General features: G+C 62.1%; 23 protein-coding genes. 8 read left to right on the plus strand and 15 right to left on the minus strand.

Going from position 1 to position 26,293, the window contains the following annotated elements; translation table 11 throughout:
• The first annotated feature begins 27 nt into the window (after window positions 1-27).
• The 6 genes from rhaS (at window position 28) to OU993_RS13245 (ending at window position 6,514) form a co-directional block, all read left to right on the plus strand.
• Window positions 28-1,032 carry a rhamnose ABC transporter substrate-binding protein gene (rhaS, locus tag OU993_RS13220; protein WP_442792958.1) on the plus strand — a complete coding sequence of 335 codons (1,005 nt, stop codon included), beginning with the start codon at window positions 28-30 and terminating at the stop codon, window positions 1,030-1,032.
• Window positions 1,033-1,288: 256 nt separating this feature from the next.
• A complete protein-coding gene (locus OU993_RS13225; protein ID WP_268158086.1) occupies window positions 1,289-2,821 on the plus strand; it encodes a sugar ABC transporter ATP-binding protein in 1,533 nt (510 codons plus the stop codon).
• A 9-nt stretch (window positions 2,822-2,830) separates the two neighbouring features.
• Entirely contained in the window at window positions 2,831-3,820 is a 990-nt protein-coding gene (locus OU993_RS13230) for an ABC transporter permease (RefSeq protein WP_268158089.1), read from the plus strand.
• On the plus strand, window positions 3,817-4,821 hold the full coding sequence (locus OU993_RS13235; protein ID WP_268158090.1) for an ABC transporter permease: 1,005 nt from the start codon (window positions 3,817-3,819) through the stop codon (window positions 4,819-4,821). The genes OU993_RS13230 and OU993_RS13235 overlap by 4 nt, the downstream gene beginning before the upstream one ends.
• Entirely contained in the window at window positions 4,818-5,138 is a 321-nt protein-coding gene (gene rhaM, locus OU993_RS13240; protein ID WP_268158092.1) for an L-rhamnose mutarotase, read from the plus strand. Before OU993_RS13235 ends, rhaM begins: the two co-directional genes overlap by 4 nt.
• The gene (locus OU993_RS13245; RefSeq protein ID WP_268158093.1) at window positions 5,135-6,514 is read left to right on the plus strand and encodes an FGGY-family carbohydrate kinase; all 1,380 of its coding nucleotides are present in this window, start codon (window positions 5,135-5,137) and stop codon (window positions 6,512-6,514) included. The genes rhaM and OU993_RS13245 overlap by 4 nt, the downstream gene beginning before the upstream one ends.
• Before the next feature lie 5 nt (window positions 6,515-6,519).
• Here the strand turns inward: OU993_RS13245 and OU993_RS13250 are convergent, their stop codons facing one another.
• The 8 genes from OU993_RS13250 to bglB form a co-directional block, all read right to left on the minus strand.
• Window positions 6,520-7,599 (minus strand): Gfo/Idh/MocA family protein, encoded by a 1,080-nt coding sequence (locus OU993_RS13250; protein WP_268158095.1) that lies wholly within the window; start codon window positions 7,597-7,599, stop codon window positions 6,520-6,522.
• Window positions 7,592-8,617 (minus strand): Gfo/Idh/MocA family protein, encoded by a 1,026-nt coding sequence (locus OU993_RS13255; RefSeq protein ID WP_268158097.1) that lies wholly within the window; start codon window positions 8,615-8,617, stop codon window positions 7,592-7,594. The genes OU993_RS13250 and OU993_RS13255 overlap by 8 nt, the downstream gene beginning before the upstream one ends.
• Before the next feature lie 10 nt (window positions 8,618-8,627).
• Entirely contained in the window at window positions 8,628-9,878 is a 1,251-nt protein-coding gene (locus tag OU993_RS13260) for a Gfo/Idh/MocA family protein (RefSeq protein WP_268158099.1), read from the minus strand.
• Window positions 9,879-9,913: 35 nt separating this feature from the next.
• Entirely contained in the window at window positions 9,914-11,008 is a 1,095-nt protein-coding gene (locus OU993_RS13265; protein WP_268158101.1) for an ABC transporter ATP-binding protein, read from the minus strand.
• 13 nt (window positions 11,009-11,021) lie between these two features.
• On the minus strand, window positions 11,022-11,882 hold the full coding sequence (locus OU993_RS13270; RefSeq protein ID WP_442792959.1) for a carbohydrate ABC transporter permease: 861 nt from the start codon (window positions 11,880-11,882) through the stop codon (window positions 11,022-11,024).
• Window positions 11,883-11,977: 95 nt separating this feature from the next.
• Window positions 11,978-12,871 (minus strand): carbohydrate ABC transporter permease, encoded by an 894-nt coding sequence (locus OU993_RS13275; RefSeq protein WP_268159656.1) that lies wholly within the window; start codon window positions 12,869-12,871, stop codon window positions 11,978-11,980.
• A 77-nt stretch (window positions 12,872-12,948) separates the two neighbouring features.
• Window positions 12,949-14,232 (minus strand): ABC transporter substrate-binding protein, encoded by a 1,284-nt coding sequence (locus OU993_RS13280; RefSeq protein ID WP_268158103.1) that lies wholly within the window; start codon window positions 14,230-14,232, stop codon window positions 12,949-12,951.
• Between the two features lie 120 nt (window positions 14,233-14,352).
• Window positions 14,353-15,471, minus strand: a complete 1,119-nt coding sequence (gene bglB, locus OU993_RS13285; RefSeq protein ID WP_268158106.1) for a beta-galactosidase BglB — start codon at window positions 15,469-15,471, stop codon at window positions 14,353-14,355.
• Between the two features lie 210 nt (window positions 15,472-15,681).
• On the opposite strand from bglB, the gene kdgR reads away from it, so the two are divergent.
• Complete coding sequence (kdgR, locus tag OU993_RS13290; protein ID WP_268158108.1) at window positions 15,682-16,497, plus strand: DNA-binding transcriptional regulator KdgR; 816 nt, start codon at window positions 15,682-15,684, stop codon at window positions 16,495-16,497.
• A gap of 25 nt (window positions 16,498-16,522) precedes the next feature.
• Here the strand turns inward: kdgR and OU993_RS13295 are convergent, their stop codons facing one another.
• Together OU993_RS13295 and OU993_RS13300 are read right to left on the minus strand one after the other, a co-directional pair.
• Entirely contained in the window at window positions 16,523-17,053 is a 531-nt protein-coding gene (locus OU993_RS13295; protein WP_268158110.1) for an MgtC/SapB family protein, read from the minus strand.
• A 145-nt stretch (window positions 17,054-17,198) separates the two neighbouring features.
• Window positions 17,199-18,200 carry a PRC-barrel domain-containing protein gene (locus tag OU993_RS13300; RefSeq protein ID WP_268158112.1) on the minus strand — a complete coding sequence of 334 codons (1,002 nt, stop codon included), beginning with the start codon at window positions 18,198-18,200 and terminating at the stop codon, window positions 17,199-17,201.
• A gap of 537 nt (window positions 18,201-18,737) precedes the next feature.
• Here OU993_RS13300 and OU993_RS13305 point away from each other — a divergent pair.
• On the plus strand, window positions 18,738-21,149 hold the full coding sequence (locus tag OU993_RS13305; RefSeq protein WP_268158114.1) for a membrane-bound PQQ-dependent dehydrogenase, glucose/quinate/shikimate family: 2,412 nt from the start codon (window positions 18,738-18,740) through the stop codon (window positions 21,147-21,149).
• A 66-nt stretch (window positions 21,150-21,215) separates the two neighbouring features.
• Here the strand turns inward: OU993_RS13305 and OU993_RS13310 are convergent, their stop codons facing one another.
• The 5 genes from OU993_RS13310 to OU993_RS13330 are packed head-to-tail and all read right to left on the minus strand — an operon-like array spanning window position 21,216 to window position 26,206.
• Window positions 21,216-22,268, minus strand: coding sequence for a siderophore-interacting protein (locus tag OU993_RS13310; protein ID WP_268158117.1), 1,053 nt, complete (start codon window positions 22,266-22,268; stop codon window positions 21,216-21,218).
• Window positions 22,265-23,122 (minus strand): ABC transporter ATP-binding protein, encoded by an 858-nt coding sequence (locus OU993_RS13315; protein WP_268158119.1) that lies wholly within the window; start codon window positions 23,120-23,122, stop codon window positions 22,265-22,267. Before OU993_RS13315 ends, OU993_RS13310 begins: the two co-directional genes overlap by 4 nt.
• Entirely contained in the window at window positions 23,119-24,159 is a 1,041-nt protein-coding gene (locus OU993_RS13320) for a FecCD family ABC transporter permease (RefSeq protein WP_268158121.1), read from the minus strand. Before OU993_RS13320 ends, OU993_RS13315 begins: the two co-directional genes overlap by 4 nt.
• Window positions 24,156-25,217, minus strand: a complete 1,062-nt coding sequence (locus OU993_RS13325) for a FecCD family ABC transporter permease (RefSeq protein ID WP_268158122.1) — start codon at window positions 25,215-25,217, stop codon at window positions 24,156-24,158. The genes OU993_RS13320 and OU993_RS13325 overlap by 4 nt, the downstream gene beginning before the upstream one ends.
• Complete coding sequence (locus OU993_RS13330; RefSeq protein WP_268158124.1) at window positions 25,214-26,206, minus strand: iron-siderophore ABC transporter substrate-binding protein; 993 nt, start codon at window positions 26,204-26,206, stop codon at window positions 25,214-25,216. Before OU993_RS13330 ends, OU993_RS13325 begins: the two co-directional genes overlap by 4 nt.
• Between the last annotated feature and the right edge of the window lie 87 nt (window positions 26,207-26,293).

Consider the following 26,293-nt stretch of genomic DNA (forward strand, 5'->3'; position numbering starts at 1 on the left):
CAACGGTCTGTTTGGGAGGAATGACAGATGACACTGACAAGACGGCATTTTGGTGCTGCAGCGCTTGCGCTTGCCGCATCGGTATCCATGGCTGGCATGGCATCCGCGGCCGATATGAAGATCGCGCTGGTGGTGAAGTCGCTGGGCAACGGCTTCTTCGAAGCGGCCAACAAGGGCGCCGAAGAAGCGGCCAAGGAACTCGGCGGTGTACAGATCATCTACACCGGCCCGACGACCACAACGGCCGAAGGCCAGATCGAAGTCATCAACTCGCTGATCGCGCAAGGCGTCGATGCCATCGCGATCTCCGCCAATGACCCGGATGCGGTCGTTCCGGCGCTGAAGAAGGCCGCTCAGCGCGGCATCAAGGTCATCTCCTGGGATTCGGGCGTGGCTCCTGCCGGGCGCATCATGCACCTGAATCCGTCGTCCAACGAGCTGATCGGCAAGATGTGCCTGACACTCGCAAAAAACCATCTGCCGGACGGCAAGGGTGACTTCGCTATCCTGTCTGCCACCACCACCTCCACGAACCAGAATACCTGGATTGCGGAAATGAAGAAGCAGCTGAAGGATTTCCCCGGCCTCAACCTCGCCACCACCGTTTATGGTGACGATCTGGCCGACAAGAGCTACCGCGAAGCGCAAGGTCTTCTGAAGTCGCAGCCGAACGTCAAGGTCATCGTTGCCCCGACGACGGTTGGCGTTCTCGCCGCCTCACAGGCGGTCAAGGATGCCGGCAAGATCGGTCAGGTCTATGTGACGGGCCTTGGTCTTCCCTCCGAAATGGCGGGCGCGATCAAGTCCGGTGCCACGAAGGAATTCGCCATCTGGAACCCGATCGACCTCGGTTATTCGGCAACACAGATCGCCTATCATCTGGTCAAGGGTGATACGACGGGCAAGCCCGGCACCGAAGTGAAGGCCGGCCGCATGGGTTCGATCAAGATCGGCGAGAATGGCGAAGCCGCGATGGCAGACCCCTTCGTCTACAATTCGTCGAACATCGATCAGTTCTCGAAGATTTTCTAAGGGTCTAGCAGAAGCCGCGCTGGCGGGCTGTCAATCGCGCCCACTGTATTGCCGGGTTTGCACGTACACCATCGTAGGTACAGACCGGCTTTCGACGACGCGATTTCCAGCTTCGCCAGCCCGGCGCCTCTGTCTTGCACTGTCCTGACGTCCTGATGTGCCCACCTGAGGCGACAGGCAGTGCCAGACCTTCCTTCTCCCCCCTGCGGGGAGGGGGAGGCCTGCTTGTGACAAGGGCGCGAAGGTGAAATCAACAATGAATGCTGTCGCACCAATGACCAACACCGCATCGCTGGCCGTCGAGACTCCGATCCTGGAAATGCGCGGCATCAGCCAGATCTTTCCGGGCGTCAAGGCGCTGGATCAGGTGTCCATCAGCCTTTATCCGGGACAGGTGACGGCGCTGATTGGCGAAAACGGCGCGGGCAAATCCACGCTGGTGAAAATTCTCACCGGCATCTATCGCCCGAGCGAGGGCGAGATCCTGCTCGACGGTCAGCCGGTGCAGTTTTCGAGCGCCCAGGCCGCCATCGATGCGGGTGTGACGGCCATTCATCAGGAAACCGTGCTGTTCGATGAACTGACGGTCGGTGAAAACATCTTTCTCGGTCATGCACCGCGCACCCGCTTCGGCACGATCGACTGGCGGACCATCAACGCGCGTTCCCGCGATCTGCTGCGCCAGCTGGAAAGCGAGATTGACCCGACGATCCGGCTCAAGGACCTGTCGATTGCCCAGCGGCATCTGGTGGCGATTGCCCGCGCGCTTTCGGTGGAAGCGCGCATCGTTATCATGGACGAGCCGACGGCGGCGCTCTCGCGCAAGGAAATCGACGATCTGTTCCGCATCGTCGAAGGCCTGAAGCGGCAGGGAAAGGCGATCCTGTTCATCAGCCACAAGTTCGACGAACTCTATGAAATTGCCGAAAACTTCGCCGTCTTTCGGGATGGTAAGGCCGTCGGCCACGGCTCTCTGAAGGAAACGCCTCAGGCGGAGATCGTCCGCCTGATGGTCGGCCGCGACGTACATGATGTGTTTCCGAAGATCACGGTGGAGATCGGCGACACGGTCCTTTCGGTCGAGGGATACAGCCATCCCACCGAATTCCGCGACATCTCCTTTGAATTAAAGCGCGGCGAAATCCTCGGTGTTTACGGCCTGATCGGCGCCGGGCGTTCGGAACTCTGCCAGTCTCTGTTCGGCATAACCCGCCCCTCCGCCGGCCGTTTGACGCTGGACGGCAAGCCGGTCGAGATCCGTTCGCCGCGCGATGCGATTGCCGCTGGCGTCGTTTACGTGCCGGAAGAGCGCGGCCGCCACGGGTTGGCGCTTCCCATGCCGATCTACCAGAACATGTCGCTGCCATCGCTCGCAAAAACCTCGCGCTCCGGTTTCCTGAAGGCGTCCAACGAGCTGAAGCTCGCGCGGCAATATGCCGAACGGCTGGATCTGCGCGCCGCGGCCCTGTCCGTGCCGGTCGGCACCTTGTCCGGCGGCAATCAGCAGAAGGTGGTGATCGGCAAGTGGCTCGCCACCCAGCCAAAGGTGATCATTCTCGATGAGCCGACCAAAGGCATCGATATCGGCTCGAAAGCCGCCGTACACGCCTTCATTTCCGAACTTGCCTCCCAGGGCCTCTCCATCATCATGGTCTCGTCCGAACTGCCGGAAGTGCTCGGCATGTCGGACCGGATCATGGTGATGCGCGAGGGGTTGATGGCGGGGTTTTACGACCGGTCTGCGGCCACGGCGGAAGCGCTGGTGCGCGCCGCGACCGGCAATGCGTGAGTGCACTTCATGACGAAACTCTTGAAAAGCCGCGAACTGCTTCTCTCCGGCATCATCCTCCTGATGATCGCAGGTTTTGCCACGCGCGCCGACGGTTTTGCCGAACCCGGCAATCTCGTCAACATCTTCAACGACACCTCGATCCTCATCATTCTGGCGCTGGCCCAGATGACGGTGATCCTGACGAAATCCATTGACCTGTCTGTTGCGGCCAATCTTGCCTTCACCGGCATGGCGGTCGCCATGACCAATGCCGCCTATCCGGACCTGCCGCTCCTGGTCCTGATCGTCATGGCACTCGGCATCGGGGCCCTTCTTGGGGCCATCAACGGTTTTCTTGTCTGGATCCTGCAGATCCCGCCGATCGTCGTGACACTCGGTACGCTTACCATCTATAGGGGCATGGCTTTCGTTCTGTCCGGTGGTGGCTGGGTGAACGCACACCAGATGACGCCGACCTTCCTCAACGTGCCGCGAACGGTTGTTCTCGGCCTGCCCATTCTTTCCTGGGTCGCCATCCTCGTCGTGCTCGGCATGATCTTCCTGTTGACGCGCAGCTCTTTCGGCCGTTCGGCCTATGCCGCCGGCGGAAATCCGGTTGCCGCCATCTATGCCGGGATCGATATCGGCCGCACGCGCTTCTTCGCCTTCGTGCTGTCCGGTGCCATGGCCGGGCTCTGCAGTTATCTCTGGGTGTCGCGTTACGCCGTCGCTTATGTCGATATCGCCGCCGGCTTTGAGCTCGACAGCGTCGCGGCCTGCGTCATCGGCGGGATTTCGATTGCCGGCGGCATCGGTTCGGTCATCGGTGCCGTGCTGGGCTCACTGTTTCTCGGCGTCATCAAGAACGCCCTGCCGGTGATCGGCATCTCGCCCTTTGCCCAGATGGCGATCTCCGGCATCGTTATCATCCTCGCCGTCGTCTTTAATGCCCGCGCCGAGGCGAAGAAGGGCCGCATCATCCTGCGTGACCGGGCAACCGCCGAGGTGACAGCATGAGCAACACAAACACCCCCCGCCGCGCCATCCCGGATCGCCTGGGCACGCCTGTCAGCCGCATTCTTGCCAGCTGGGAAGTGCTGTTGTTTGGCGTGGCAGTGCTGATCTTTATCGCCAACTCCTTTGCCTCGCCGTATTTCCTCGATGCCTGGAATCTGTCGGACGCCACCTTCAACTTCACCGAAAAGGCGATGATCGCCTTTGCCATGGCACTTCTGATCATCGCCGGCGAGATCGATCTGTCGGTCGCCGCCATCATCGCGCTCGCCTCCACGGCCATGGGGGCCGCGGCGCAGGCGGGTATCGATACGGCCGGGCTGGTGGCGATTGGCATCGGCGTCGGCCTTGCCTGCGGTGCGTTTAACGGCGCGCTCGTCTCGGTGCTGACATTGCCGTCGATCGTCGTCACCATCGGCACGATGAGCCTGTTTCGCGGCATTTCCTATATCGTGCTGGGGGACAAGGCTTATGGGTCTTACCCGGAAAGTTTCGCCTATTTCGGCCAGGGCTATCTTTTCTGGGTCTTTTCTTTCGAGTTCGGCCTTTTTCTGGTCTGTGCTGCCCTGTTCGCGGTGCTGCTGCACGGAACGAATTTCGGCCGGCAGGTCTACGTGATCGGCAACAACGAGTTTGCCGCACGCTTTTCCGGCGTGCCGGTGGAGCGGGTAAAGTTCATCCTTTTCCTGTTGACCGGGCTGATGAGCGGCATCGCGGCCGTCTGCCTCACATCGCGGCTTGGTTCCACGCGACCCTCCATCGCCCAGGGCTGGGAATTGGAAGTGGTCACCATGGTGGTATTGGGTGGCGTCTCGATCCTCGGCGGGGCGGGCACCATTGCCGGCGTCGTCATTGCCGCCTTCGTCATGGGCCTCGTCACCTTCGGGCTGGGGCTCTTGAACGTGCCTGGCATCGTCATGTCGATCTTTATCGGCCTTCTGCTCATCGTCACCATCGCGCTGCCCATTCTGGCGCGCCGCATCAAGCAGGCGAACAAATCATGAGCCTCGAAAAATACGCCTTCAAGATGAAGCTTTACCCGGGCATGGAAGCGGAATACCGCAAGCGGCACGACGAGATCTGGCCGGATCTGGTGGAGCTGCTCGCTGAGGCCGGTGTCAGCGACTATTCGATCCATCTCGACCCGGAGACAAACATCCTGTTTGGCGTCTTAACCCGCCCGAAGGATCACGGCATGGCAAGCCTGCCGGACCACCCGGTGATGAAGCGCTGGTGGGCGCATATGGCCGATATCATGGAAACCAATCCGGACAATTCTCCGGTTGCCGTCGATCTCGTGCCGGTGTTCCATCTGCCATGAAGAAGCCTGAACGTATCGCCGTTCTCGACATCGGCAAAACCAATGCCAAGGTTCTGGTGCTGGATTGTGCCACGGGTGAAGAGCTGGACGTCCGCCGTCGCCCGAACACGGTGATCGCTGGCCCGCCCTATCCGCACTACAACATTGAAGGGCTGTGGGACTTTCTGTGCGCCGCCCTGCGCGAGTTGAATACCGCGCCCGGCTTCGATGCCATTTCCATCACCACCCACGGTGCCTCCGGGGTTCTCTTGGATGAGGCGGGCGGACTGGCGCTGCCGGTGCTGGATTACGAATACGAATACCCGGAAGAGATCCGGTCCGCCTATGCCGTGTTGCGCCCGCCCTTTGCCGAAACCTTCTCGCCCGCTTTGTCCGGCGGCCTCAATCTCGGCGCGCAGATTCATTTTCAGAAGGCGGCGTATCCGGCTGCATTCGTGCGGGTGCAAACCATCCTCACCTATCCGCAATACTGGGCCTATCGGCTGACGGGTGTCGCGGCCAACGAGGCCACCTCGCTCGGCTGCCATACGGATCTTTGGCAACCGGGTGAGGGGACGTTCTCGTCGCTGGTGGATCGGTTGGGCATCCGCGACCGGATGGCTCCGGTCCGTTCAGCCTTCGATGTATTGGGGCCGGTCTTGCCGGGGCTGGCGTCTGAGTTGGGCCTCACAAAACCAGTGCCGGTTTATTGCGGCATTCACGATTCCAACGCCTCGCTCCTGCCTCACCTTGTGGGCCGCGAGGCTCCGTTTGCGGTGGTTTCGTCTGGAACCTGGGCCATACATTTCGCCGTGGGTGGCGATCTGCAGCATCTCGATCCCGCCCGTGACACGCTCGCCAATGTCGATGCCTATGGCCGCGCAGTGCCGTCCTCCCGTTTCATGGGCGGGCGCGAATTCGAACTGCTGACCGCGCAACTCGGGGTCCTGGATCAGGATAAAGCCGAGGCCGCACTGCCTGCCGTGCTCGATCGCCACATCATGCTCACGCCGAACATGGCTGCCGGCTCGGGACCTTATCCTGGCCTGAAGGCGCAGTGGGTCGGCGCGGAGACGGCGACCGACGCGGAACAATGGGCGGCCGCTTGCCTCTATCTGGCGCTGATGACTGAAACCTGCCTTGCTCTGATCGGTGCAAAGGGACCGGTTCTCGTTGAGGGACCTTTCGCGGCGAACAGGGTCTATCTGGATTGCCTGCAGGCCCTGCTCGGCCGGCCCGTCCGTGCGGTCAGTGGCTCGACCGGCACGAGCCAAGGCGCCGGTCTTCTGGCCGGGGTCACCCTCGCAAGCCCGTCCCGCGACGTCTCCGGTTATCCGGCTAAACAGGCGATTGACGCCTATGCCGCCCGGTGGCGCGCGGTTGTAACGCTGCCCTGAGGCGGTCAGGCCGCTGCAATCGGCTTCCACCCTTCGTAAAGTGCATCATCCTGTCCGAGCGGCAGACGGATGATACGGCCCGTGCGGGCGGACGCATAACAGGCGGTGATCAGTTCGGCGGAATGACGCGCCTCGTCCAGCGACGGCAGATAAAGGTCCGGTCTGCCGGACAGGGCGGCATGCACGTCGGCGAAGAAGCCCGGAAAACGCGGCGCAACCGGCGGCGTCGCTGCCACCACCGCATCGATCTCCGCCTGGCGGGCAGGGTCCGTCGCGGTGAAACGCCAGCGGGCGGAGCAGACTTCATAGGGTTCGTCGCTGGAGGCGATAGTGGCTTTTTCGAAACAGGCGCGAAAACGCGAGAGATTGCCGGCCGAACCCAGCGTCAGCGAGGAGGTAACGAGTGCGCCTTCCGCGGTTCGCATGCTGATGGCCGCGCAATCCTCCGTCTCGATGGCATTGACGCGGGTATCGAGGAAGGCCGCGACCTCCATCACCTCGCCGACCAGATGGGTCGCCAGATTGTGCAGGTGGCTCGCATGGCTGACGATGACACCGCCGAGTTCGCCCGCCCAGGTGCCGCGCCAGGGTTCGGCATAATAGTCGGCGCCCCGCTGCCAGTGTGTCTCGATCGAGAGCACCAGCGGCCTGCCGAGAAGGCCAGCCCGTTTTAAGGCGTCGGCGGCCCGATAGCTCGTGCCGTATCGATACTGGAAAATGGGAAATACCCGCAGGCTGCTCGCCCGTGCGGTCGCGATGATCTCGTCCACGTCCGCCAGCGAACCGGCGAGCGGTTTCTCACAAATCACATGTTTGCCGGCCTTCAGCGCCGCCAGCGTGACCGGCGCATGCAGCCTCGGCGGCAGGCAGATGTCGATGAGCGGAATGCTCGGATCGGCAAAGATATTCTGAATATCGGTCACCACCCGGGCGCCCGGCGCAAGTTCGGCCGCGGTTGCTGCGCGCTCTGCGTTGAGATCGCAGATGGCTGCCACCTCGAAGGCCTCCGGCAACTGGTTGTAGCCGATGACATGCGCACGGCCGATGCCGGCCCCGATCACGGCGACCCGGATGCGCTCAGCCATTCTGCTGCGCCTTCTCGGCAATCGCCTGGGCTGTCAATGCGAGTTCGGTGGCGAGGAAGGCATGCGCCTGTGTCATCGCGGTCTCCGCGCGGGTTTCGATGTCCGCAGCCAGGCGGCTGAAGAACGGTGTGCCTTCTCCGCTTGCCTGGAAACGCTGCACGCCGGCCTTGTCGACCAGAAAAACGTGGTCCTTGCCGTCTTCACCGGCAATGTCGATGTATTTGCGCAATTCGATGTAACCCTCCGTGCCGAGGATGGTCATCCGGCCATCACCCCAGGTCGGCAGGCCGTCCGGCGTCAGCCAGTCGACCCGGGCGTAACCCCGCCCGCCATTTCCCTCCAGCAGCACCTCGCCGAAATCCTGGAAATCCGGCCGGCCCGGATTGGCGACGTTGCCGATGCTGGCGGAGACGATCCTCGCTTCGGTCGAGCCAGTAAAATGCAGGAACTGGTCGAACTGGTGTGCGCAGATATCGGTCAGGATGCCACCGGTCTTTGCGCGGTCCCAGAACCAAGTGGGCCGGAGAGGCGCGTTCAGCCGATGGGGTCCGAGCCCGACGGTCTGCACCACTGTGCCGATCCGTCCCTCCGCGATCAGCCGGTCGGCCAGCGTCGCGCTCTCGACCGAGACCCGTTCGGAAAAGGAGACGAGCCAGCGCCGTCTTGTCTCGTGCGCGCAGGCGCGCAGGTCCTCCAACTGTCGATGCGTCGTGCAGCCGGGCTTATCGACAAGCACATCCTTGCCATGACGCATGGCCTTCAGCGCGACATCTGCCCGCTCGCTGTTGATGGCAGCCGTCAAGATCAGCTGGATGCTCTCGTCTTCCAGCAGCTCCGCCTCTTCCAGCATCGGCGTTTCGGGGAAGGCTTCGCCGAAATCCTGCAGCATCTTCAGCGGCGTGGCAGAACTTGTCGTCCACCCAACAAGCTCCGCCCCCGCCTCCACCATGCCGCGGGCCATGCCGAGGATATGGTTGTGATCGATGCCGATGATGCCGAAGCGCAAGTGAAAGGCCATGTCGTCCTCGCTAGATGCGGATGCCGCGGGCTTTCAGCATCGACGGGATATCGACGACCGAGCCCGTCTCGATCGAGGCATTGGCGGCGATCCCGGTCAGAATGGACCATGCACCTGCCACATGATCGGATGCCCTGTTGTAGCGATCGGGCTCCATCGTGTCAGGCGCAAAGATATAGCCCAGCATCACCGGATCGGCGCCGCCGTGATGCCCTTTGGCTTTGGGCACGTCGAGCAGGCGGGGAGGCTCACCGGCCAGATGCAGTTCGGTGGTCACGGCATCCTCATCGGCATGTGCCCGTTCGCCGCCAAAAACGCCGTGCACCTCGACATGGCGATGGGTGATATCCCCCTTCGTGCCCTGGAACTTGATCTCCAGTCCTTCCCATGGAGAATAGGCGGTCAGGGTATAGTTTGCTGTCGCACCGGACGCGTAGCGGATGTGCGCCTGCATCGTATCCTCGATGCCGATCTCCTCGTCGAAGACGCAGAGATCACGGAAATAGCCATCCTCGTGCTCCGCTTCGAGGTAAAGTTGGCGCAGCGCCGCGTCCTTCGACATGTCCAGTTCGAAATCGCACTTTGCGGCCACGGGACAGTCCGCACAGCGGGCGCCGCGATCGGCAAGACCGAGCGCCAGTGCGGTTTCCGGGCGATAGAAGGCGCGCCGTCCGGAAGCGAAAACCTGCGTCGGTTGCGAGCCGAGCCACCAGTTCAGCAGGTCGAAATGGTGGGTGGACTTGTGCACCAGCAGGCCGCCCGAATTTTCCTTCTGGCGGTGCCAACGACGGAAATAGTCGGCGCCATGCACCCGGTCGAGATGCCAGCGGAAATCCACCGCCGTGACGGTGCCGATCGTGCCTGAGGCGATCAGCTCGCGGATCTGCGTGCGCGCCGGAGAATAGCGGTAGTTGAAGGTCACTTTGACCTGGCGGCCCGTGCGCGCCTGCGCATCGATGATCATCTTCAGCCGCGAAAGATCGATTGTCAGCGGTTTTTCGCAGATGACGTCGCAGCCCGCCTCGAAGGCGCGCACGATGTAATCGGCATGCAGGAAGTCGGGCGTGGCGACAACCACGGTATCCGGCTTCTGATCGGCAATCAGCCGGTCGAAGTCATCCGCAAGATAGGTCGCAACCCCATTGGTGCCGGGCTTGGAGGCAGCCTTGGCGCTTTCGCTCAAGCGGTGCGGATTGACATCGCACAGCGCCACGATCTCGTGGCGATCAGCATAATCATCGAGCACGGAATCGCGAAACATCTTGTGCCGCGAGCCGCATCCTACAATCGCAATTTTCACTGGAGTCTGCTTTCATTCTGGATGGGTTCGACGCGTTGTCCGGCTGCGTCGAAATAATGGAGATCGGATCGATCGAATCCGATGGAGATGGTCTCGCCGGATCGATAGCTTGTCTTGCCGTTGTCGCTGACCAGCAGCACCTGGCCGGAGGACAGCGCGATGTGGAGGAGGCTCTCATTGCCGAGATATTCCACCAGCCGGATGGTTCCTTGTGTCATCACCTCGCCAGCGCCAATATGGACCGCGCCCGGGCGAACGCAAAGCGTCAGGCCGTCGTCTGCACTCGGCAGAGTGGGCAACGAAAAGGCGGGCAGGCCCGGCACGGTGGCGACGGCCTCGCCGCTTGCGCGATCCACTTTCGCCTGCAGCATGTTGATCTTCGGCGAACCGATGAAACCGGCAACGAACAGGTTCTGCGGCCGGGTGTAGAGTTCCTGCGGCGTTCCCACCTGTTCGATCTTTCCGGCGCGCAGCACGACGATGCGGCTCGCCATGGTCATCGCTTCCACCTGGTCATGCGTCACATAGATCATGGTGGTGCCGAGGCGGGCATACAAGGACGCAAGCTCTGCGCGCATCTGCACCCGCAGTTCTGCATCGAGGTTCGAGAGCGGTTCGTCGAAGAGGAACAGCTGCGGTTCGCGCACGATGGCGCGGCCGATCGCGACGCGCTGTTTCTGGCCGCCCGACAGCTGCCGCGGTTTACGGTCCATGAGTTTCTCGATCTGCAGGATACGGGCGGCCTCCGCCACCCGCCGCTCCATTTCCGCCTTCGGCATCTTGAAGTTCTGCAGGCCGAAAGCGAGGTTTTTCGCCACCGTCATATGCGGATAAAGCGCATAGGACTGGAAGACCATCGACAGTTCGCGCTTGGAAGCGGGCAGGTCGTTGACGATCCTGTTGCCGATCGCAACCGTGCCATCGGTGATGTCCTCCAGCCCGGCGATCATCCGCAAAAGCGTTGATTTTCCGCAACCGGACGGGCCGACGAGGACAAGAAACTCGCCATCGTGGATGTCGAGGTTCAGGCCCTTTATGATCGAAAGTGCGCCGTAGCGTTTGCCAACGTTTCTGAGCGTCAAGCCAGCCATGTGAAACAGATCCTTACTTCATTCCGGAGGTGGCGATGCCACGCACGATCAGTTTCTGGAACAGGACGAAGAAGATGACGACCGGCACCAGGGAGAGGACGGACATTGCGAACATCTGGCCATAGGCGGACTGGCCTTCCTGGTCGAGGAAGAGGCGAAGCGCGAGCGGCACGGTGTAGTTCTTGATGTCGTTGAGGTAGATGAGCGGAGCGAGGAAATCTTCCCAGGTCCAGATCAGCGAAAAGATCGCCGCTGTGCCCATCGCCGGCAGCGAAAGCGGCAGGATGATCGCCCAGTAGATCTTGAAAGGCGAGCAGCCATCGATCATCGCCGCCTCGTCGAGTTCGCGCGGCAATTGCCGGAAGAACTGTACCATCAGGAAGATGAAGAAGGCTTCCGACGCCAGGAAACGCGGTACGACGAGCGGCAGATAGGTATCCACCCAGCCGAGCTTCAGGAACTGCACATATTGGGGAATGAGCACGACGTGATAAGGGATCATCAGCGTCATCATCATCAGCGCAAAAAAGAAACTGCGACCGGTAAACTGCAGTCTTGAAAAGGCATAGGCCGCGAAGGAGCAGGAGATCAGGTTGCCGATGACCGACAGCACCGTCACGATCGCCGAGTTGATATAGAAGGTGGTGAAGGACATCGGCAGGGCCGTCCAGCCCTTCGTATAGTTTTCGACCTGGAAACTCGAAGGCCAGAGTGTCAGGCTGCCGAAGATCTCGTTTTCCGGCTTGAAGGACGAAGCGAGCAGCCAGAACAGCGGGTAGAGCATCACGACGGACACGCCGATGAGGAAGACGTGCTTCAGGATTCGGCCGTTGCGTTCCCGCCTGTCCCGCTGGAGGGCGCAGGATGTGAGCATGTCGCGCTGCCTCTTCCATTTCTGCGTCGAGCGCCGCACCGATCGCCATCGCAGGCGCGCCGCTCAGCTCGACTGCGCTCGCCTGCGGGGAAAACTCAATCGCGCTCGTTTTCATAATGCACCCAGTATTTCGAGGTCAGGAAGGCGATCGCGGTGAAGGCGCCGATGATGAGGAGCAGCACCCAGGCAAGTGCCGAGGCATAACCCATGCGGAAGAACTTGAAGGCCTCGTTGAACAGATAGACGGTGAAGAAGAGCAGGCTGTCGGCCGGTGCGCCGGTTCCGTTCGAGATGATGAAGGCGCTGGAGAAGGTCTTGAAGGACTCGATCGTCTGCAGCACGAGGTTGAAGAAGATGACCGGCGCCAGAAGCGGCAGCGTGATGCGGGTGAACTGCCGCCATTTCGGCGTGCCATCGATCTCTGCCGCCTCATAAAGGTCGCGCGGAATGCCGCGCAGGCCGGCGAGAAAGATCAGCATCGGCGAGCCGAACTGCCACATGGCGAGGATCACCAGCGTATAGAGCGAGGTATCCGGATTGGTGATCCAGGCGAGACCCTCAATGCCGAAGACGGCGAGTACCTGGTTGACCACGCCATTCTGCTCGAACAACTGCCGCCAGAGGATGGCAATCGCAATCGAGGCGCCAAGCAGGGAGGGCAGGTAAAAGATCGCCCGGTAGAGGCCGATGGTGCGCAGTCCCTTGTCGAGCAGCATGGCCACGCTGAGCGCCATGATCAGCCGTGCCGGCACAGCGAGCGCCACATAGGTGAAAGTCACCTCCAGCGCCTTCCAGAAGCGGCGGTCGCGGGTGAACATGTATTCGTAATTGGCAAATCCCACCCAGCGGGGATCGCTCACCATGTCGTATTTGGTGAAGGAGAGATAGAGCGACGCCAGGATCGGCCCGAGCGCCAGAAGGAAGAAGCCCAGCAACCAGGGGGAAAGAAAGATGTAACCCGGCGCATTGCGCGCGATAAAGCGTTTGATCAACGGTCGGACCTTCCGGTGGCGAAGATGTCCGGGCCGCTTCGCGCGGCCCGGTTGGCATTTAATGTTGGCTTGGTTCAGCGGGCGCGTTCGACGATGGCCTGGGCATCATCGACGAACTGCGTTGCCGCATCCTTCGCCTTGGCGCGACCGAGCACGACATCGGTTCCGATGCGCATGAAGGCATCGCGCACTTCGCCGGCACCCTTCGGCGCGGGAAGCGGCAGGTCGCCGACCTTGGTCTGGATCGCGTCGAAATAGGCGACGGAGAGCTTTTCCACGTCGTTCAAGCCCGGCTGTAGGGCCGCGCGCACCTTCGGCGAGGCCGGGATGCCGCGTTCCAGGCCGAGGATCTTGGTGATCTCGGGATCTGTCACCCAGGCATTCATGTAGGCCATGGCCGCGTCGGTATCCTTTGCATCGCGCGAGAGCGACATGAACATCGACGGCTTGATGAACTGACCGGGTTTTCCGCCCTTCTTGTGCGGCACCATGGCGGCGCCGATCTTGTCCTTGGCCGCCGCCTGAATGCCGACGAGCTGGTTCGACCAGAAATGCGACATGGCGGTATCGCCGACCGCAACACCGGACTCGACGATCGGAATGTCGAGGATGACGGTCTTTTCCTTCGGGCGCACGACGTCCTTTTTGCGCAGATCCTCCCAGAATTGCCAATAGCTTGCCACGTCATCGACGGTTGCGGCGACATTGCCGTCCTTGTCGTAGAATTCATGGCCGTTCTGGCGCGTCCAGGACTCGAAGACCTCGATCATCAGCGACAGGTCGTCGGACCCCTTCACCTTGCCGCCGGTCTTCTGGGTGATCTGCTCGCTCGCCTTGGCAAAATCGTCCCAGGTCCAGTTGATCAGGTCGGCGTCGATACCGGCTTCCTTGAAGACGCGCGTGTTGTGGACGATCACCTGGCTGTTGGAGCCGATATTCAGCGCATAGAGCTTGCCATCCACCATGCCGCCGGAGATCGGACCCTTGTCGAAATCCTGGATCATCAGGCTCTTGCCGACATATTCGTCGAGCGGCTTCAGGGCGCCGCGGCGCACATATTCGAACAGATAACGGTAGTCCATCTGCACGAGGTCCGCCATGTTGCGGCCCGCGGTCTGGGTTGCCATCTTCGTCCAGTAGTCGCCCCAGCCGATCGTTTCGCCGGACACCTTGATCGTCGGATTGGCCTTCTGGAACACGTCGATCACGGCAAAGGTGCGCTTGTCACGCTCCGGATTGCCCCACCAGTAATGGCGGATGGTCTTCGCCTGCGCATAGGCCGGAAGGCCGGTCAGTGCCGAGGCGGCGAAGCCTGCGGCAGCTGTGCCAAGAAGGCCACGTCGGGTCAACTTCGTCATGTCTTTTCCTCCTCCAAAGGTTGCCGGAAAAGGCGGTTCCTTCGCCCTTCCGAATGCGTCTGTCGGGTCCCCCACTCCTCCTGGACGACCCTCCTGCATCGTTTGGATCTGCCATGCGCCTCAGATGTGGCTGCGCAGCAGTTCCGTCAGGCAGAGCATGGCCATCGCCTGCCCATAGGGCATCGAGGTCAGCTTGATCTGCCGGTAGAAATCGAGATCTTGGCCCATGGCCGTGCCGAAGGAGACCTGCGTCAGTTCTCCCTCCGGCGAGATTTTCTCGACCACGCCGCGCATCGCCCGTTCTGCGGTCTCGCGATATTCCGGACCGAGATAACGTTTGCGCACGCTTTTCATCAGGCCATAAGCGAACCCCGCCGTCGCCGAGGCTTCGAGATAACTGTCCGGGTCGTCGATCAGCGTATGCCAAAGGCCGGAGGCATGCTGGTGCTGCTTGAGACTCGTCGCCTGGCGGTTCAGCAACGAAAGGAGATGTCGGCGCAGGAAATCCCCTTCCTTCAGGTCCAGAAGTTCGATGAATTCGGGGATCGCGATGGTGATCCAGCTGTTTCCTCTGGCCCAGCGGGCGCGGGCGAAATTGTGGTTGCCGTCAAAGGTCCAGCCGTGGAACCAGAGACCCGTCTCCGTATCAAGAAGATACTGGGCGTGCACCAGAAACTGGTACTTCGCCTCCTCGACATAATCCGGCCGGTTCAGAACAAGGCCGATCTTGGCGAGCGGCAGCACGCTCATCATCAGCGTGTCGTCCCACATCTGCTGGTCGTTGACGCTGTTATAGACGATGTGCTGCAGGCCGCCTTCCCGGGTGCGCGGCATCTCGTGCATCACCCATTCGGCCCAGGTGTCGAGATAGGGCAGGAAACGCGCCTCGCGGGTCATCTCGTAAAGATGCGCGAGCGTCAGGAAAGGGGCGACCGTGTTGATGTTCTTCGTCGGCGTGCCTTCGGCAAGCCGCGCGTCGAACCAGTCGGTGATGGTCTTCAGCGCCGCCTCGCTGCCGGTCAGCTGCCAGTATTTCAGCAGGCCGTAGAGGGCAATTCCATGCGTCCATTCCCAGCCGGCCCAGCCCTTGGTGTCGATCACGCGGCCGTCTTCAAGCCGCAGCAGGAACTCGCCCGTCTTGTCCTCGATGTTGACGAGATTGTCGGTCAGCCGTTCGATCAGGTCGCAGACATCCGCGCGCTGGATGAAGTGCTGTTTCTGCCTCAGCAGCGGATGCATGCTCCGATCCCCTCCCATTGAAATATTTTCGGAACAACGTTTCGAAAATCAAGAAATCACACTCCGAATGGCTTTTCAATGGCAAATTTTGCGCTAGGCTTACACCACCAGATCAGGCGAACCGGCCGCGTCTTCGTGACAAGGAGCGGTCGCTTGAAACGTCAGAGACAAAATTCCAGAAGTCCGTTTCGAAAAATGTAGAACGCATCCATGGCCGACACCCAAGTCAAGACAGATAACGTTGCGGCGGTTCTCAAGGTCTTCGCCGTCCTGGAGGCCCTGGTCGAGGAGAAGCGTGTCAGCCTCGCGGATCTTGCCCATCGGGCCATGACCTCCAAGACCACGGCCCATCGCCTGCTGCAGACGATGATGGAGCTCGGTTATGTCGAACAGGATGCCGATACGGAGAAATACGGGCTGACGCTCAAGCTGTTCAGCCTCGGCGCCCGCTCGCTCAACGAGCAGGCCGATCTGTTGCGGGTGGCCGACCAGGCGATGGGAAAGCTGTCGCGGGCAACCGGCGAATCCGTCAATCTCGGGATTCTGGACGAGCGCGACGAGAAGGTCGTCTACATCCACAAATATGATTCCGCCTTCAGCCTATCGATGAAATCGACGCTCGGCCTGCGCAATCCGTTGCACAGCACCTCTCTCGGCAAAGCGCTTCTCGCCTGGCGCGACGAGGACGAGATCCGCGACCGCATGGCACGCATGGACTTCGTCAAGCGCGCCCCGCGCACGCTGACCAATGCGGAGACGCTGATGGCGGATCTGAAACTGGCCCGCAGTCGCGGCTTTGCCGAGGAAATCGAGGAAAGCGAAGCAGGCGTGCGCTGCATGGCAACCCCGATCTTCAACCATCTCGGCAAACCCGTTGCCGCCATCTCGATTTCGTTTCCGCTCTTCCGCTTCGACGAGGCCCGCCGGCAGGACTATATCGATCTTCTGACGACGGCGGGGCTCACGACCTCCACCGCACTCGGTTATCACCCGGTGCCGGACGTCGTCTCATCTACCGGCAGATAACAAGGGCTCCAGCAACCGACGTCGTTCAGCGGTCGCGGCGCGACGTCTCATCCGCTCGCGTGTCTTCGGGTCTTGTTGGGGGCCGAAGGTTCATCCGCACTTCGACCTTGCGCAGCAGCCACAACACCACCATGGCCATCGTCGTGGTCAGCACGGCGAGCTGCCAGAACCCAAGGCCGGCAACCAGACCGGTTGCGCCGGCCAGCCACATGCCGGCACCGGTGGTCAATCCGCGAACTTCACCGCGGGCAAACACGATCGTTCCGGCGGCGAGAAAGGCAACGCCCGATGTCAGCGCCTCGATGAGACGCAGAGGATCGATGCGTGTCTGTTCGGACTCGAAGGTCTGCAGATGGGTCATTTCGATCGCGGCGAGTGCGAAGACGGCTGCAGACAAACAGATCAGGATATGGGTGCGAAAGCCGGCCGCCCGTTCGTGCCATTCCCGTTCGAAACCGATCACCGCACCGCAGAGCAGCGCAACGAACAGGCGAAGCGCCATGACGCTGGTGCCGAGATAGCTGTCGTGACTGAGTTCGTTGGCAAGCGCTTCCATGCGCGCTCAAACCCGCCTGTCGGCCTCTTGTTCCAACCCCCGCTACGGGGTGCGGTAGATCCATCGTGCCGGGGAAGCCTTGTTGGTTCTTGTCGGGAAGGCCCCTGATCCGTTACCGGCGGGGCCTTTCCTGTCTTCGGCGTGATCAGCTGTCGTTCAACCGGTCGTAATCGAAGGGCGCAAGCGTCACGGCCTCATCGCGGTTGTACGGCAGGTCGTAATAGCGGTTGCCCGGAGCCCAGCCGTAGCTGTAGCCGTAATACGGATAGGCGAAACGTCCGCGGGTGCCGTAACCCGCATCGCGCTCCACCACGGCCGCCTTGACCCGTCCCTCTTCAAAGATCAGGTCGCTGACATAACCATAACCCTGATAAGCGGCGGCGCGCTCACGCATGGCAGGTGTCATCGTGTTCTGCGTGGATGTGTTCTGCGTGGACCGGTTGGCGGTTGCGTCTTGTGCTCCCTGAGCCGCAGACGTCTGCCGGTTTTGCCCGGCGGCATTGTTCTGCCCTGCCGTCTGCGATGCCGCGGCCTGACCCGTCTGGCTCGTCTGATCCGTCTGGCCGCTGGCCTGACCCGCCTGGTCGCCGGTGCCGCGAATGCGGGCAATGTCGCCGATCAGTTCCGATGCGCGCCATGCACGCGGGCCAAGTTCCCGGTCATCGAGATTGGAGACGACCCCTTCGGACAGTTGCTGGCCGGTTGGCATCGACAGAACGCTGAATTCGTCGGCATTGTCTTCCGTCACCGGAAGAGCAACGGTGCCGTCCTGGCGGAAGGTGACCTGGTTCCACGGAACGCTGACATGGGTATCGCCAATGTCCCAGACGCCTCCGACTTCTGCAACCAGCGCCAGCAGTTCGCCATTGGAGCCGATGATGAGGTCTTCGACATCGCCGATCTCGTCGCCATTCCGGCTAAACACCTGACGATCAAACAGGGCCTCGGCACTCCAGCTGTTCTCGTAGAGGGAATCGGTATCCCAGTCGCTGAGCGCGATGACCTCGCCGACCCTCACCTGCGAGGCGTCGGTATTGGCAGTGGAACGGGCGCTGTTCTGCGCGTTTGCTGGCGTTGCGGCCTGTTGGGCAAGGGCACTGCCCGTTGTGACCAGGATCAACGCCAAGGCGGTTTCCAACGTCTTCATCGATGTCTCCTTTGAGTGGTGTGTGTCTGCTGGTTTGCTGCAAAAGGCAGCACGCGAAAGATCGGCTGACATCGGGCCAGGGCCGTTCTCGTGCATCGATGTCACGGCTGTTGCCGCTCCCGTTGTTGCGGCTTCGCCCACCGGCTTTCGCATCCCGTCGCCTTGCAAGCGCAGCCCCGTCCAGGGCCCGCAGAGCCGTCGCGCTCGCCGCCATTGTGGTGGACGGCGGCCATGATCACGCCGCCTTTCGCATGAGCCGCTAACCTCTTTTGCGCGCCAGAGTTCCCCGAAAAATCCCAGGAAAGATCCCCTGCGTGCCGGAGTCCGCGTTCGCTGCCGCTGATGCACCGGTGACTGACCTCACCGGAACCTCCAGCGCCGGTGAAGGATCGGCGTGACGCCGGGCATCGTGATTGCGGACCGTCCGCCGTCAGGAAGGGATCCGCCGCACCGGCCGCATTTCGCGGCATCTTGGGGTTGTCAGGCGGACCGTCCGCCCCAAGTCGGGAGAACGGATCCAACGAAGGAGGCAAGGAGATGCGGAGTTCCCATCAAAGTGCAATCGGAGTGTGGCTGACGCGGGCTCTCGCAGTCCTTCTGTTGGTGATTGGTCTCATCCTTGCCATCGGCGGCGCCTATCTGTTGTGGCTGGGGGGCTCTGCCTATTATGGCCTGGCCGGGATCGGACTTGTCGTTTCCGGCTATCTGATTGCCCGTTTGCGTGTGAGCGGCGCGTTTGTCTATCTCGCAACCTTCCTGCTGACGGTGGCCTGGGCGTTCTGGGAGGTCGGGCTGAGCGGTTGGGCGCTCGTGCCGCGCATCATTCCGCCGGCAGTCCTGATGGTGCTCGTCTTTCTGGTGATGCCGGTCCTTTCTCCGCGTCGCCTGGGTTTTGGCATGGCCTCCGCTGCGGCGGTCCTCGTCGTCGTGATCGTGGCTGCCGGAGGTTCCTTCCTGTCGGTCAGAAATGAACCGGTCGTGATGGGTCAAATCCCCGAGGCAGGCCAGTTCGACATGCGTGATCCGTCCTTGCGGGCCACGGGCGCCGACTGGCCGGCCTATGGTGGAACCTACAGTGCTCGCCGTTATTCGCCGCTCGACCAGATCAACCGCGACAATGTCGGCAATCTGGAACGTGTCTGGGTGGCCCATACCCGCGACCTGCCGGACAACCTCCAGGACAACAAATACGGCAATGAAAACACGCCGCTGAAGATCGGCAACAGCCTCTATGTGTGCTCGGCGAAGAACATCCTGATCGCCTTCGATGCCGCCAGCGGTCAGGAGAAATGGCGATATGATCCAGGCATCACCAACGACTGGATTCCCTATACGGCCGCATGCCGCGGGGTCGTCTATTACGAGGTGCCCAATACGACAGCAGAGGATGTCTGCTCAACCCGCATCATCGAGGGCACGCTTGACGGGCGGCTGGTTGCCGTGGACGCGGATGACGGCACACCCTGCCCCGGTTTCGGCGAGAACGGATCGGTGGATTTCAAGCGCGGCATGGGTCAGGTGGTGCCGGGAATGGTTTCGATGACGTCGCCCCCGACGATCGTGCGCGGTATCATCGTGACGGGACACCAGGTTCTCGACGGGCAGAAGAATGATGCTCCCTCCGGTGTCATTCAGGGATTCGACGCTGTCACCGGGGCCCTTCGCTGGGCATGGGACATGACCAAACCCGAACTGAACGGCCTGCCACCGGAAGGCGAGACCTTCACCCGCGGGACACCCAATATGTGGACGATCGCAACCGGTGACGAGGATCTCGGTTACGTCTATCTGCCGATGGGAAACTCCGCAGTCGATTACTGGAGCAGCGACCGGTCCGAAGCGGAGAACGAATTTTCCACCTCGCTCGTGGCCATTGACGTGACGACTGGGCGACCGGCCTGGCACTTTCAGACCGTCCACAAGGATGTCTGGGATTACGATCTCGGCGCCCAGGGAACGCTGATCGACTTTCCGTCAGACGACGGGACGACAGTGCCGGCATTGATCCTGCCGTCGAAGCAGGGTGACATGTATGTTCTGGATCGACGCACCGGCGAACCTCTCACGCCGGTGGAGGAGAGGCAGGTGCCGCAAGGAGGCGTTGAACCGGAGGAGCGGAGCCGCACCCAGCCGTTTTCCGGCTACCATACGCTGGCAAAACAAAACCTGACCGAGGCCAGCATGTGGGGCATGTCGCCGATCGACCAGATGCTCTGCCGCATCCAGTTCCGGAAGGCGGCTTATGACGGGATTTACACCCCGCCGACGAGCGATACCCACTGGATCCAGTATCCCGGCTATAATGGCGGCACGGATTGGGGTGGCATTGCGGTTGATCCGACGCGCGGACTGATCATCGCCAACTACAATGATATGCCGAACCACAACCGGCTCATTCCGCGTGAGGAGGCCAACGAAATGGGCTGGGCCCCCCGCGGAGAGGCTCGGGGCGGCGACATGGGCAGCGGTGCCGAAGGCGCGGGCGATCCTCAGGCCGGCACGCCCTTTGCAATCAACGTCAATGCCGGCTGGCGCATGCCCGTCACGGGCTTGCTCTGCAAGGAGCCTCCTTACGGCGGAATCCGCGCGATCGATATGGCAACGGGCGAGACGATCTGGGATCGACCGTTTGGAGAAGCGCGTCGCAACGGCCCCTTCGGTATTCCCTCGATGCTGCCAATCGTCATCGGCACGCCCAACAATGGCGGCGGTGTTATGACTGCCGGCGGTCTGATGTTTATCGCCGCCACCACCGACAATGTGTTCCGGGCGATCGATATTGAGACCGGTGACACGGTCTGGGAAGATGTCCTGCCGGCGGGCGGGCAGGCAACGCCGATGACCTACGAGGTTGGTGGACGGCAGTATGTCGTCGTCATGGCCGGTGGCCATCATTTCATGGAGACACCGGTGGGCGATGAAGTGATCGCCTACGCACTGCCCCGGTAAGGATATGCCGCAAGCGAACCGGCATCCCGCGGTGCCGGTTCTTGTCGCTCCGTGGGGCGACTGAGGTCAGGTGCGCTCCCAATACCAGGCGAGGTAACTTCTGCCCTTCTCGCGCTCCTTGGTTTTCAGCAGCGGGCGGAGCATCCGGATATCCTCCTTCTCGCAGGCAATCCAGATGTACCGGTCGGGCGCAGAGGCGGCGATCGCCTCCTGTGCCGCCGTCCGCAGGGCGTTTGTTGTGCCTGCCGTTTCACGATGCAGCCAGCGAAGGGTGATGTCGCCTTTCGAGGAGACCGGTTGTTCCTCATCCGCGTTCATCACTTCGATGATGGCCTCGGCAGTGGCGGCCTCCGGCAGTTCTTCCAGAATGCGCAGAATGGCCGGAAGCGCGGTCTCGTCGCCGATCAGCAACAAAGACAGGGCTTCCGGCCGTCCGCCGCCACCTGGACCAAGAAGCGCGATGCGATCGCCCGGTTGTGCATCACGCGCAAAATCGGCGCCGGGGGTCGAGACGCCCGGCATCGGATGCTGAAAGAAATCAATCCACAATTCGCCCGCCTGCACATCGACCTTGCGGATCGTATAGACGCGGACGGTGATCTCGTCTTCGCCCTCTGGCCAGGCGATCCGCCCATCGTCGCGAACGCCCGGCCACACCGGTGTCCTGTACCGCGGCGGGATCAGCACCCGCACATGCATGTTTCCATCGAGGAAGGGGCTCACATCCGCGCAAGCGACACGCACCCGGCGCATATGCGGCGTGATGTCTTCTGCGCCAGTCACCGTTACGTGGTGCAGGTTGCTGAGCGGACCGAGAGGCGCTGGCGCCGACCATTGAAGGTCCAGCGGTTCCTCGCCGGCGAAATAGAACATGTGCTCCGCCAGCATGATTCGGGTCATCTGCAGTGCCTGATCGGACGGGCAGGCGAGATCGATCAGCAGCTGCTCGCCGGAGAGGCGGATTTCCGCGGTCGCCTCGTCGTTCTTCATCACCACCACATCGTCCATGCGCGAGACATTCGCGTGTTCGATGAAGTGTTCGCAGATCTGGTCCAGCATAAGCCTCGCATTCTGCGGAATGGCGGTTCCGGAAAGCGTGAAGGGCGCAGACATGGTCATCGGTTTGCCTCCTCGGGCAGGCGGTTGGTTGTATCTTGCATTGACGACGGAGTGGCTTCTCGCATCCGGTGACGACCGATCGGCACCATCATCGGGCGGCCGGATGTGGGGTCGGTCATGATGCGGCTCTTCTGGCCGAAGACGGTGGCAACCATCGCCTCTGTCAGAATGTCGGCTGGGTCGCCGGCGATATGGATCTGGCCCTTCACCATGGCGACCAGAAAATCCGCATAACGTGCGGCCAGGTTCAGGTCGTGCAGCACCATCACGATGGTTGTTCCGCGCGACTGGTTGAGATCGCTCAGGAGATCCAGCACCTCCACCTGATGGCTGATGTCGAGAAAGGTGGTCGGTTCGTCGAGCAGCAGAAAGTTAGTCTTCTGTGCGAGTGCCATGGCAATCCAGACGCGCTGCCTCTGCCCGCCCGACAGTTCATCGACTGGCCTTTCGGCGAGATCGGCGATGCGCATCAGGTCGAGCGCCTCGGCAACGGCCTCTTCATCCTCCCGCGACCAGCGCGAAAAGATTGCCTGGTGCGGATGGCGTCCGCGGCTGACGAGATCGGCAACGGTGATGCCCTCGGGTGCCGTTGGAGATTGCGGCAGGAGGCCGAGTGTTCGGGCAAGTTCCTTCGGTGGTGTCTTGTGAACGGATTTGCCGTCGAGCAGAACCTGTCCCGCCATCGGTGTGATCAGCCGCGACAGGCTGCGCAGCAGGGTCGACTTGCCGCAGGCATTGGCACCGACGATGACGGTGATCCTGCCGGTGGGGAATGCAAGGCTGAGATCGTTCAGGATCAGGCTGTCGCCATAGCCGGAGGTGATATGGCTTGCGAGGAGACCGGAGACCGTCATGCGGCGCCTCCCATGCGGTTCGCGCGAATGATGAGATAGATCAGGTAGGGTGCGCCGAGCGCGCCCGTCACGACACCGACCGGATAACGGCCCGGCAGCAGGAACTGCCCGGCATAATCCCCGCCGAGCACAAGGATGGCGCCGGTCAGGGCGGCGGGAATGACCGTCGAACCGCTGTTTGCGACAAGCCGCGCGGCGATCGGGCCCGACAGGAACGCGACGAAGGCGATCGGCCCGGTGACGGCGGTGGCAAAGGCAATCAGCCCGACAGCAGCGATGATGACGGCAACACGCGTCTTTGCGAGAGGGACGCCAAGCGAGGCGGCGGTCTCGTCGCCGAGCCTCAGGGTCTCCAGGTTTTTCCGAAGGATGAGGATCAGAGTGCCGAAACCGATGAGGGCGAGGAACAGCGGCAGGCATTGGCTTAGCCGCGCACCGTTGACGCTTCCCGTCAGCCAGCGCATCGATTCCTGCAGCGTCCAGGCATCCGCCGTGGTGAGCACATAGGCGATGACGCTTTCCAGCATCGCCGCCGTGCCAATGCCGATCAGGATCAGCCGGGCGCCGGCAACGCCGTCGCGAAAGGCCAGACCATAGACGGTCAATGCAATCAGCAGGCCGGCGAGAACGGCAAAGATCGAAACGGACAATCCCGACCAGGACAGGAAGACGATCGCGAAGACTGCCGCGGCGCTGGCAGCCGAACTGATGCCGATGATGTCGGGGCTGGCGAGCGGATTGCGCAGCATGATCTGGAAGGCCACCCCACCCAGGCCGAAGCACAGGCCTGAAAGCGTCCCAAGAATGGCGCGCGGCAGACGCAATTGGCCGACGGTAAAGGAAAGTCCGGCAACATCCTCTCCCAGCGCCCAGCGCACAAGGTCCCCCGGCGGCGTGACCGACTGGCCGACCATCAGGGTGAGCAGGAACAGCCCGGTGACGAGTACCGCAAGACCAAGCGTCACGTTGCGATGGCGGCTTTGGCGCTGCCGGCGGCTGGCGGCGATGATGGCAGCCGTCGCGGAAAGGCTGCTCATAATTCCCTCACCTTCTGGCGTCGCACGATCCAGATGAAGACGGGCGCGCCGATAAAGGCGGTGACGATGCCGACCTCGATTTCACCCGGACGCGCCAGGATGCGGCCGGCAATATCGGCGGCGGTGAGCAGGATGGCGCCGGAGACGGCGGAAAACGGCAGGAGCCACCGGTGATCGACGCCGACGATCAGCCGGCAGGCATGCGGCACCACCAGACCGATGAAGCCGATCGGCCCGCAGATCGCGGTCGTGGCACCGCAGAGCAGGATGGCGGCCAGCGCGGAGAGCGCCCGTGCCATTGCCACACGTTCGCCAAGCCCGGTCGCCAGGTCGTCGCCGAGCGCCAGCGAGTTCAGCTTTCGGGCTGTTACGAGGCTGATAAGAAAACCGAGCGCGAGGAAAGGCAGCACAGGGTACATGCGCTCGAACGTTGCGCCGCCCACCCCGCCGACCTGCCAGGAGCGGATGCCGCCGGCGATATCGTTCCGCGGCAGGACGATGGCGATGACAAGCGAGGCGAAGGCGATCGATGTCGCGGCCCCGGCGAGGGAAAGTTTCAGCGGCGTCGGACCGCCCCGGCCGAGCGAGCCGATGGTGAAAACGAAGGCGGAGGTTGCCGCGGCGCCGAGGATGGCCGCCCATATATAGGCCTGCGCCGAGGCCATGTTGAACCAGGCAACGCCGATCACCACGGCAAGGGCAGCGCCGGTATTGACGCCAAGCAGCCCGGGATCGGCCAGCGGATTGCGGGCCATGCCCTGCATGATCGCGCCTGCGACGCCAAGGGCTGCGCCGGCCAGCAGCGCGAGGAGGGTGCGCGGAATGCGCACCGCGACCGAAGCCTCGCCGATGCTGTTCACCTGGCCGGCCAGCGCCGAGACGATCTCGTCCCAACTGACGCTTCGCGTGCCGATGCAGATGGAGAGGATGGCGACCGCGAGCAGCACCGCGCACAGTCCGGCAAGCAGGGCGAGTTTCTGCCGCCCGGAACTATGCCGCACCGCTGGCGGCGCCCTGCGCGTCGTTTTCTGCATCATGCTGGACTGCGAGCGGGTCATTTTGCCTTCAGGGCGGCTGCGTTCAGCAGCTTCATGTAATCGTCGAGCACCCAGGAGATGGACAGCGGCGTCGGATTTGCCGCCGTGCCCAGCGGGTTGCGCCCGAGCATCACGATCGCCCCGCGTTCGACCGCCGGCATGCGGGACAGCAAGGGGTTGGCCTTCATCGCACTGATCAGGCGTTCGTCGCCGTAGGTCACCAGAATGTCGACGTCATCGAAGGTATCGATGCGTTCCGCGCTCACCGAACCGGCAAACCGGCCGGAGGTGGAGGCTGCCTCCACGCTTTTCGGCATGGCAAGCCCGAGGTCACGGAAGAACTGCACGCGGCTGTCATTGGCGGTGTAGAAGTTGACGATGCTGAGATTGGTCGCGTCGAGATGCGTAACGAACATCGCCGATGTGCCGGCGAGTGCCGGATACTTCGCCTTTGCGGTCTGGATCTCCGCCTCTATCCGGCCGATCAGCGCCTCGCCCTCGTTTGGCATGCCAAGTCCGAGACTGTTGATGCGGATCATGCTGCGCCAGTCGGTCGCCCAGGGCGCGTTCGGATAGGCAACGACCGGTGCGATCTGGCTCAAGGTGTCGTAGTCGTTCTGGCTGAGGCCGGAATAGGCTGCCAGGATGACGTCCGGCTTGACCGCCGCAACGGCTTCGAAATCAATCCCGTCGCCCTCGTCGAACAGAACTGGTGTTGCGGCGCCCAGTTCCTTCAAGCGCGCCTGTGTCCAGGGCAGAAGTCCGTCGCCATCGTCGTCCCCGAAGTTCGCGGCTGCAAAACCGACGGGAACGATGCCAAGCGCCAGCGGCACCTCGTGATTGGCCCAGGCGACCGTCGCCACCCGCATCGGCTTCTTGTCAATCGTCGTCGTGCCAAACGCGTGGCGGATGGTGATGGGAAAATTGACCGCGTCTTGTGCATGCGCCAGATGGCTGAAGGACAGGCAGATGGCAAAGGCGCAGGCGAACAGTCGGACAAGGCGCTGCATGGGCAGATCCTCTTTGCGGATTAAGTTGACCTGAACTTTCAGGTTCATGCCGGCGCGTCAACGTCAAACCTCTTGGTCACAGCAGGC

This window comes from Rhizobium sp. SL86 (assembly GCF_026672545.1).
Classification (GTDB): Bacteria; Pseudomonadota; Alphaproteobacteria; order Rhizobiales; family Rhizobiaceae; genus Neorhizobium.

Bases quoted from the DNA above. Each gene is read 5' to 3' on its own strand.
- OU993_RS13235 (WP_268158090.1), top strand. From the start codon at position 3,817: ATGAGCAACACAAACACCCCCCGCCGCGCCATCCCGGATCGCCTGGGC.
- OU993_RS13300 (WP_268158112.1), bottom strand. From the start codon at position 18,200: ATGAAGACGTTGGAAACCGCCTTGGCGTTGATCCTGGTCACAACGGGC.
- OU993_RS13315 (WP_268158119.1), bottom strand. From the start codon at position 23,122: ATGACGGTCTCCGGTCTCCTCGCAAGCCATATCACCTCCGGCTATGGC.
- OU993_RS13295 (WP_268158110.1), bottom strand. From the start codon at position 17,053: ATGGAAGCGCTTGCCAACGAACTCAGTCACGACAGCTATCTCGGCACC.
- rhaS (WP_442792958.1), top strand. From the start codon at position 28: ATGACACTGACAAGACGGCATTTTGGTGCTGCAGCGCTTGCGCTTGCC.
- OU993_RS13320 (WP_268158121.1), bottom strand. From the start codon at position 24,159: ATGAGCAGCCTTTCCGCGACGGCTGCCATCATCGCCGCCAGCCGCCGG.
- rhaM (WP_268158092.1), top strand. From the start codon at position 4,818: ATGAGCCTCGAAAAATACGCCTTCAAGATGAAGCTTTACCCGGGCATG.
- OU993_RS13305 (WP_268158114.1), top strand. From the start codon at position 18,738: ATGCGGAGTTCCCATCAAAGTGCAATCGGAGTGTGGCTGACGCGGGCT.
- OU993_RS13260 (WP_268158099.1), bottom strand. From the start codon at position 9,878: ATGTTTCGCGATTCCGTGCTCGATGATTATGCTGATCGCCACGAGATC.
- OU993_RS13250 (WP_268158095.1), bottom strand. From the start codon at position 7,599: ATGGCTGAGCGCATCCGGGTCGCCGTGATCGGGGCCGGCATCGGCCGT.
- OU993_RS13270 (WP_442792959.1), bottom strand. From the start codon at position 11,882: ATGCTCACATCCTGCGCCCTCCAGCGGGACAGGCGGGAACGCAACGGC.
- OU993_RS13310 (WP_268158117.1), bottom strand. From the start codon at position 22,268: ATGACCATGTCTGCGCCCTTCACGCTTTCCGGAACCGCCATTCCGCAG.
- OU993_RS13225 (WP_268158086.1), top strand. From the start codon at position 1,289: ATGAATGCTGTCGCACCAATGACCAACACCGCATCGCTGGCCGTCGAG.
- OU993_RS13245 (WP_268158093.1), top strand. From the start codon at position 5,135: ATGAAGAAGCCTGAACGTATCGCCGTTCTCGACATCGGCAAAACCAAT.
- OU993_RS13325 (WP_268158122.1), bottom strand. From the start codon at position 25,217: ATGACCCGCTCGCAGTCCAGCATGATGCAGAAAACGACGCGCAGGGCG.
- OU993_RS13265 (WP_268158101.1), bottom strand. From the start codon at position 11,008: ATGGCTGGCTTGACGCTCAGAAACGTTGGCAAACGCTACGGCGCACTT.
- kdgR (WP_268158108.1), top strand. From the start codon at position 15,682: ATGGCCGACACCCAAGTCAAGACAGATAACGTTGCGGCGGTTCTCAAG.
- OU993_RS13230 (WP_268158089.1), top strand. From the start codon at position 2,831: ATGACGAAACTCTTGAAAAGCCGCGAACTGCTTCTCTCCGGCATCATC.
- OU993_RS13330 (WP_268158124.1), bottom strand. From the start codon at position 26,206: ATGCAGCGCCTTGTCCGACTGTTCGCCTGCGCCTTTGCCATCTGCCTG.
- bglB (WP_268158106.1), bottom strand. From the start codon at position 15,471: ATGCATCCGCTGCTGAGGCAGAAACAGCACTTCATCCAGCGCGCGGAT.
- OU993_RS13255 (WP_268158097.1), bottom strand. From the start codon at position 8,617: ATGGCCTTTCACTTGCGCTTCGGCATCATCGGCATCGATCACAACCAT.
- OU993_RS13280 (WP_268158103.1), bottom strand. From the start codon at position 14,232: ATGACGAAGTTGACCCGACGTGGCCTTCTTGGCACAGCTGCCGCAGGC.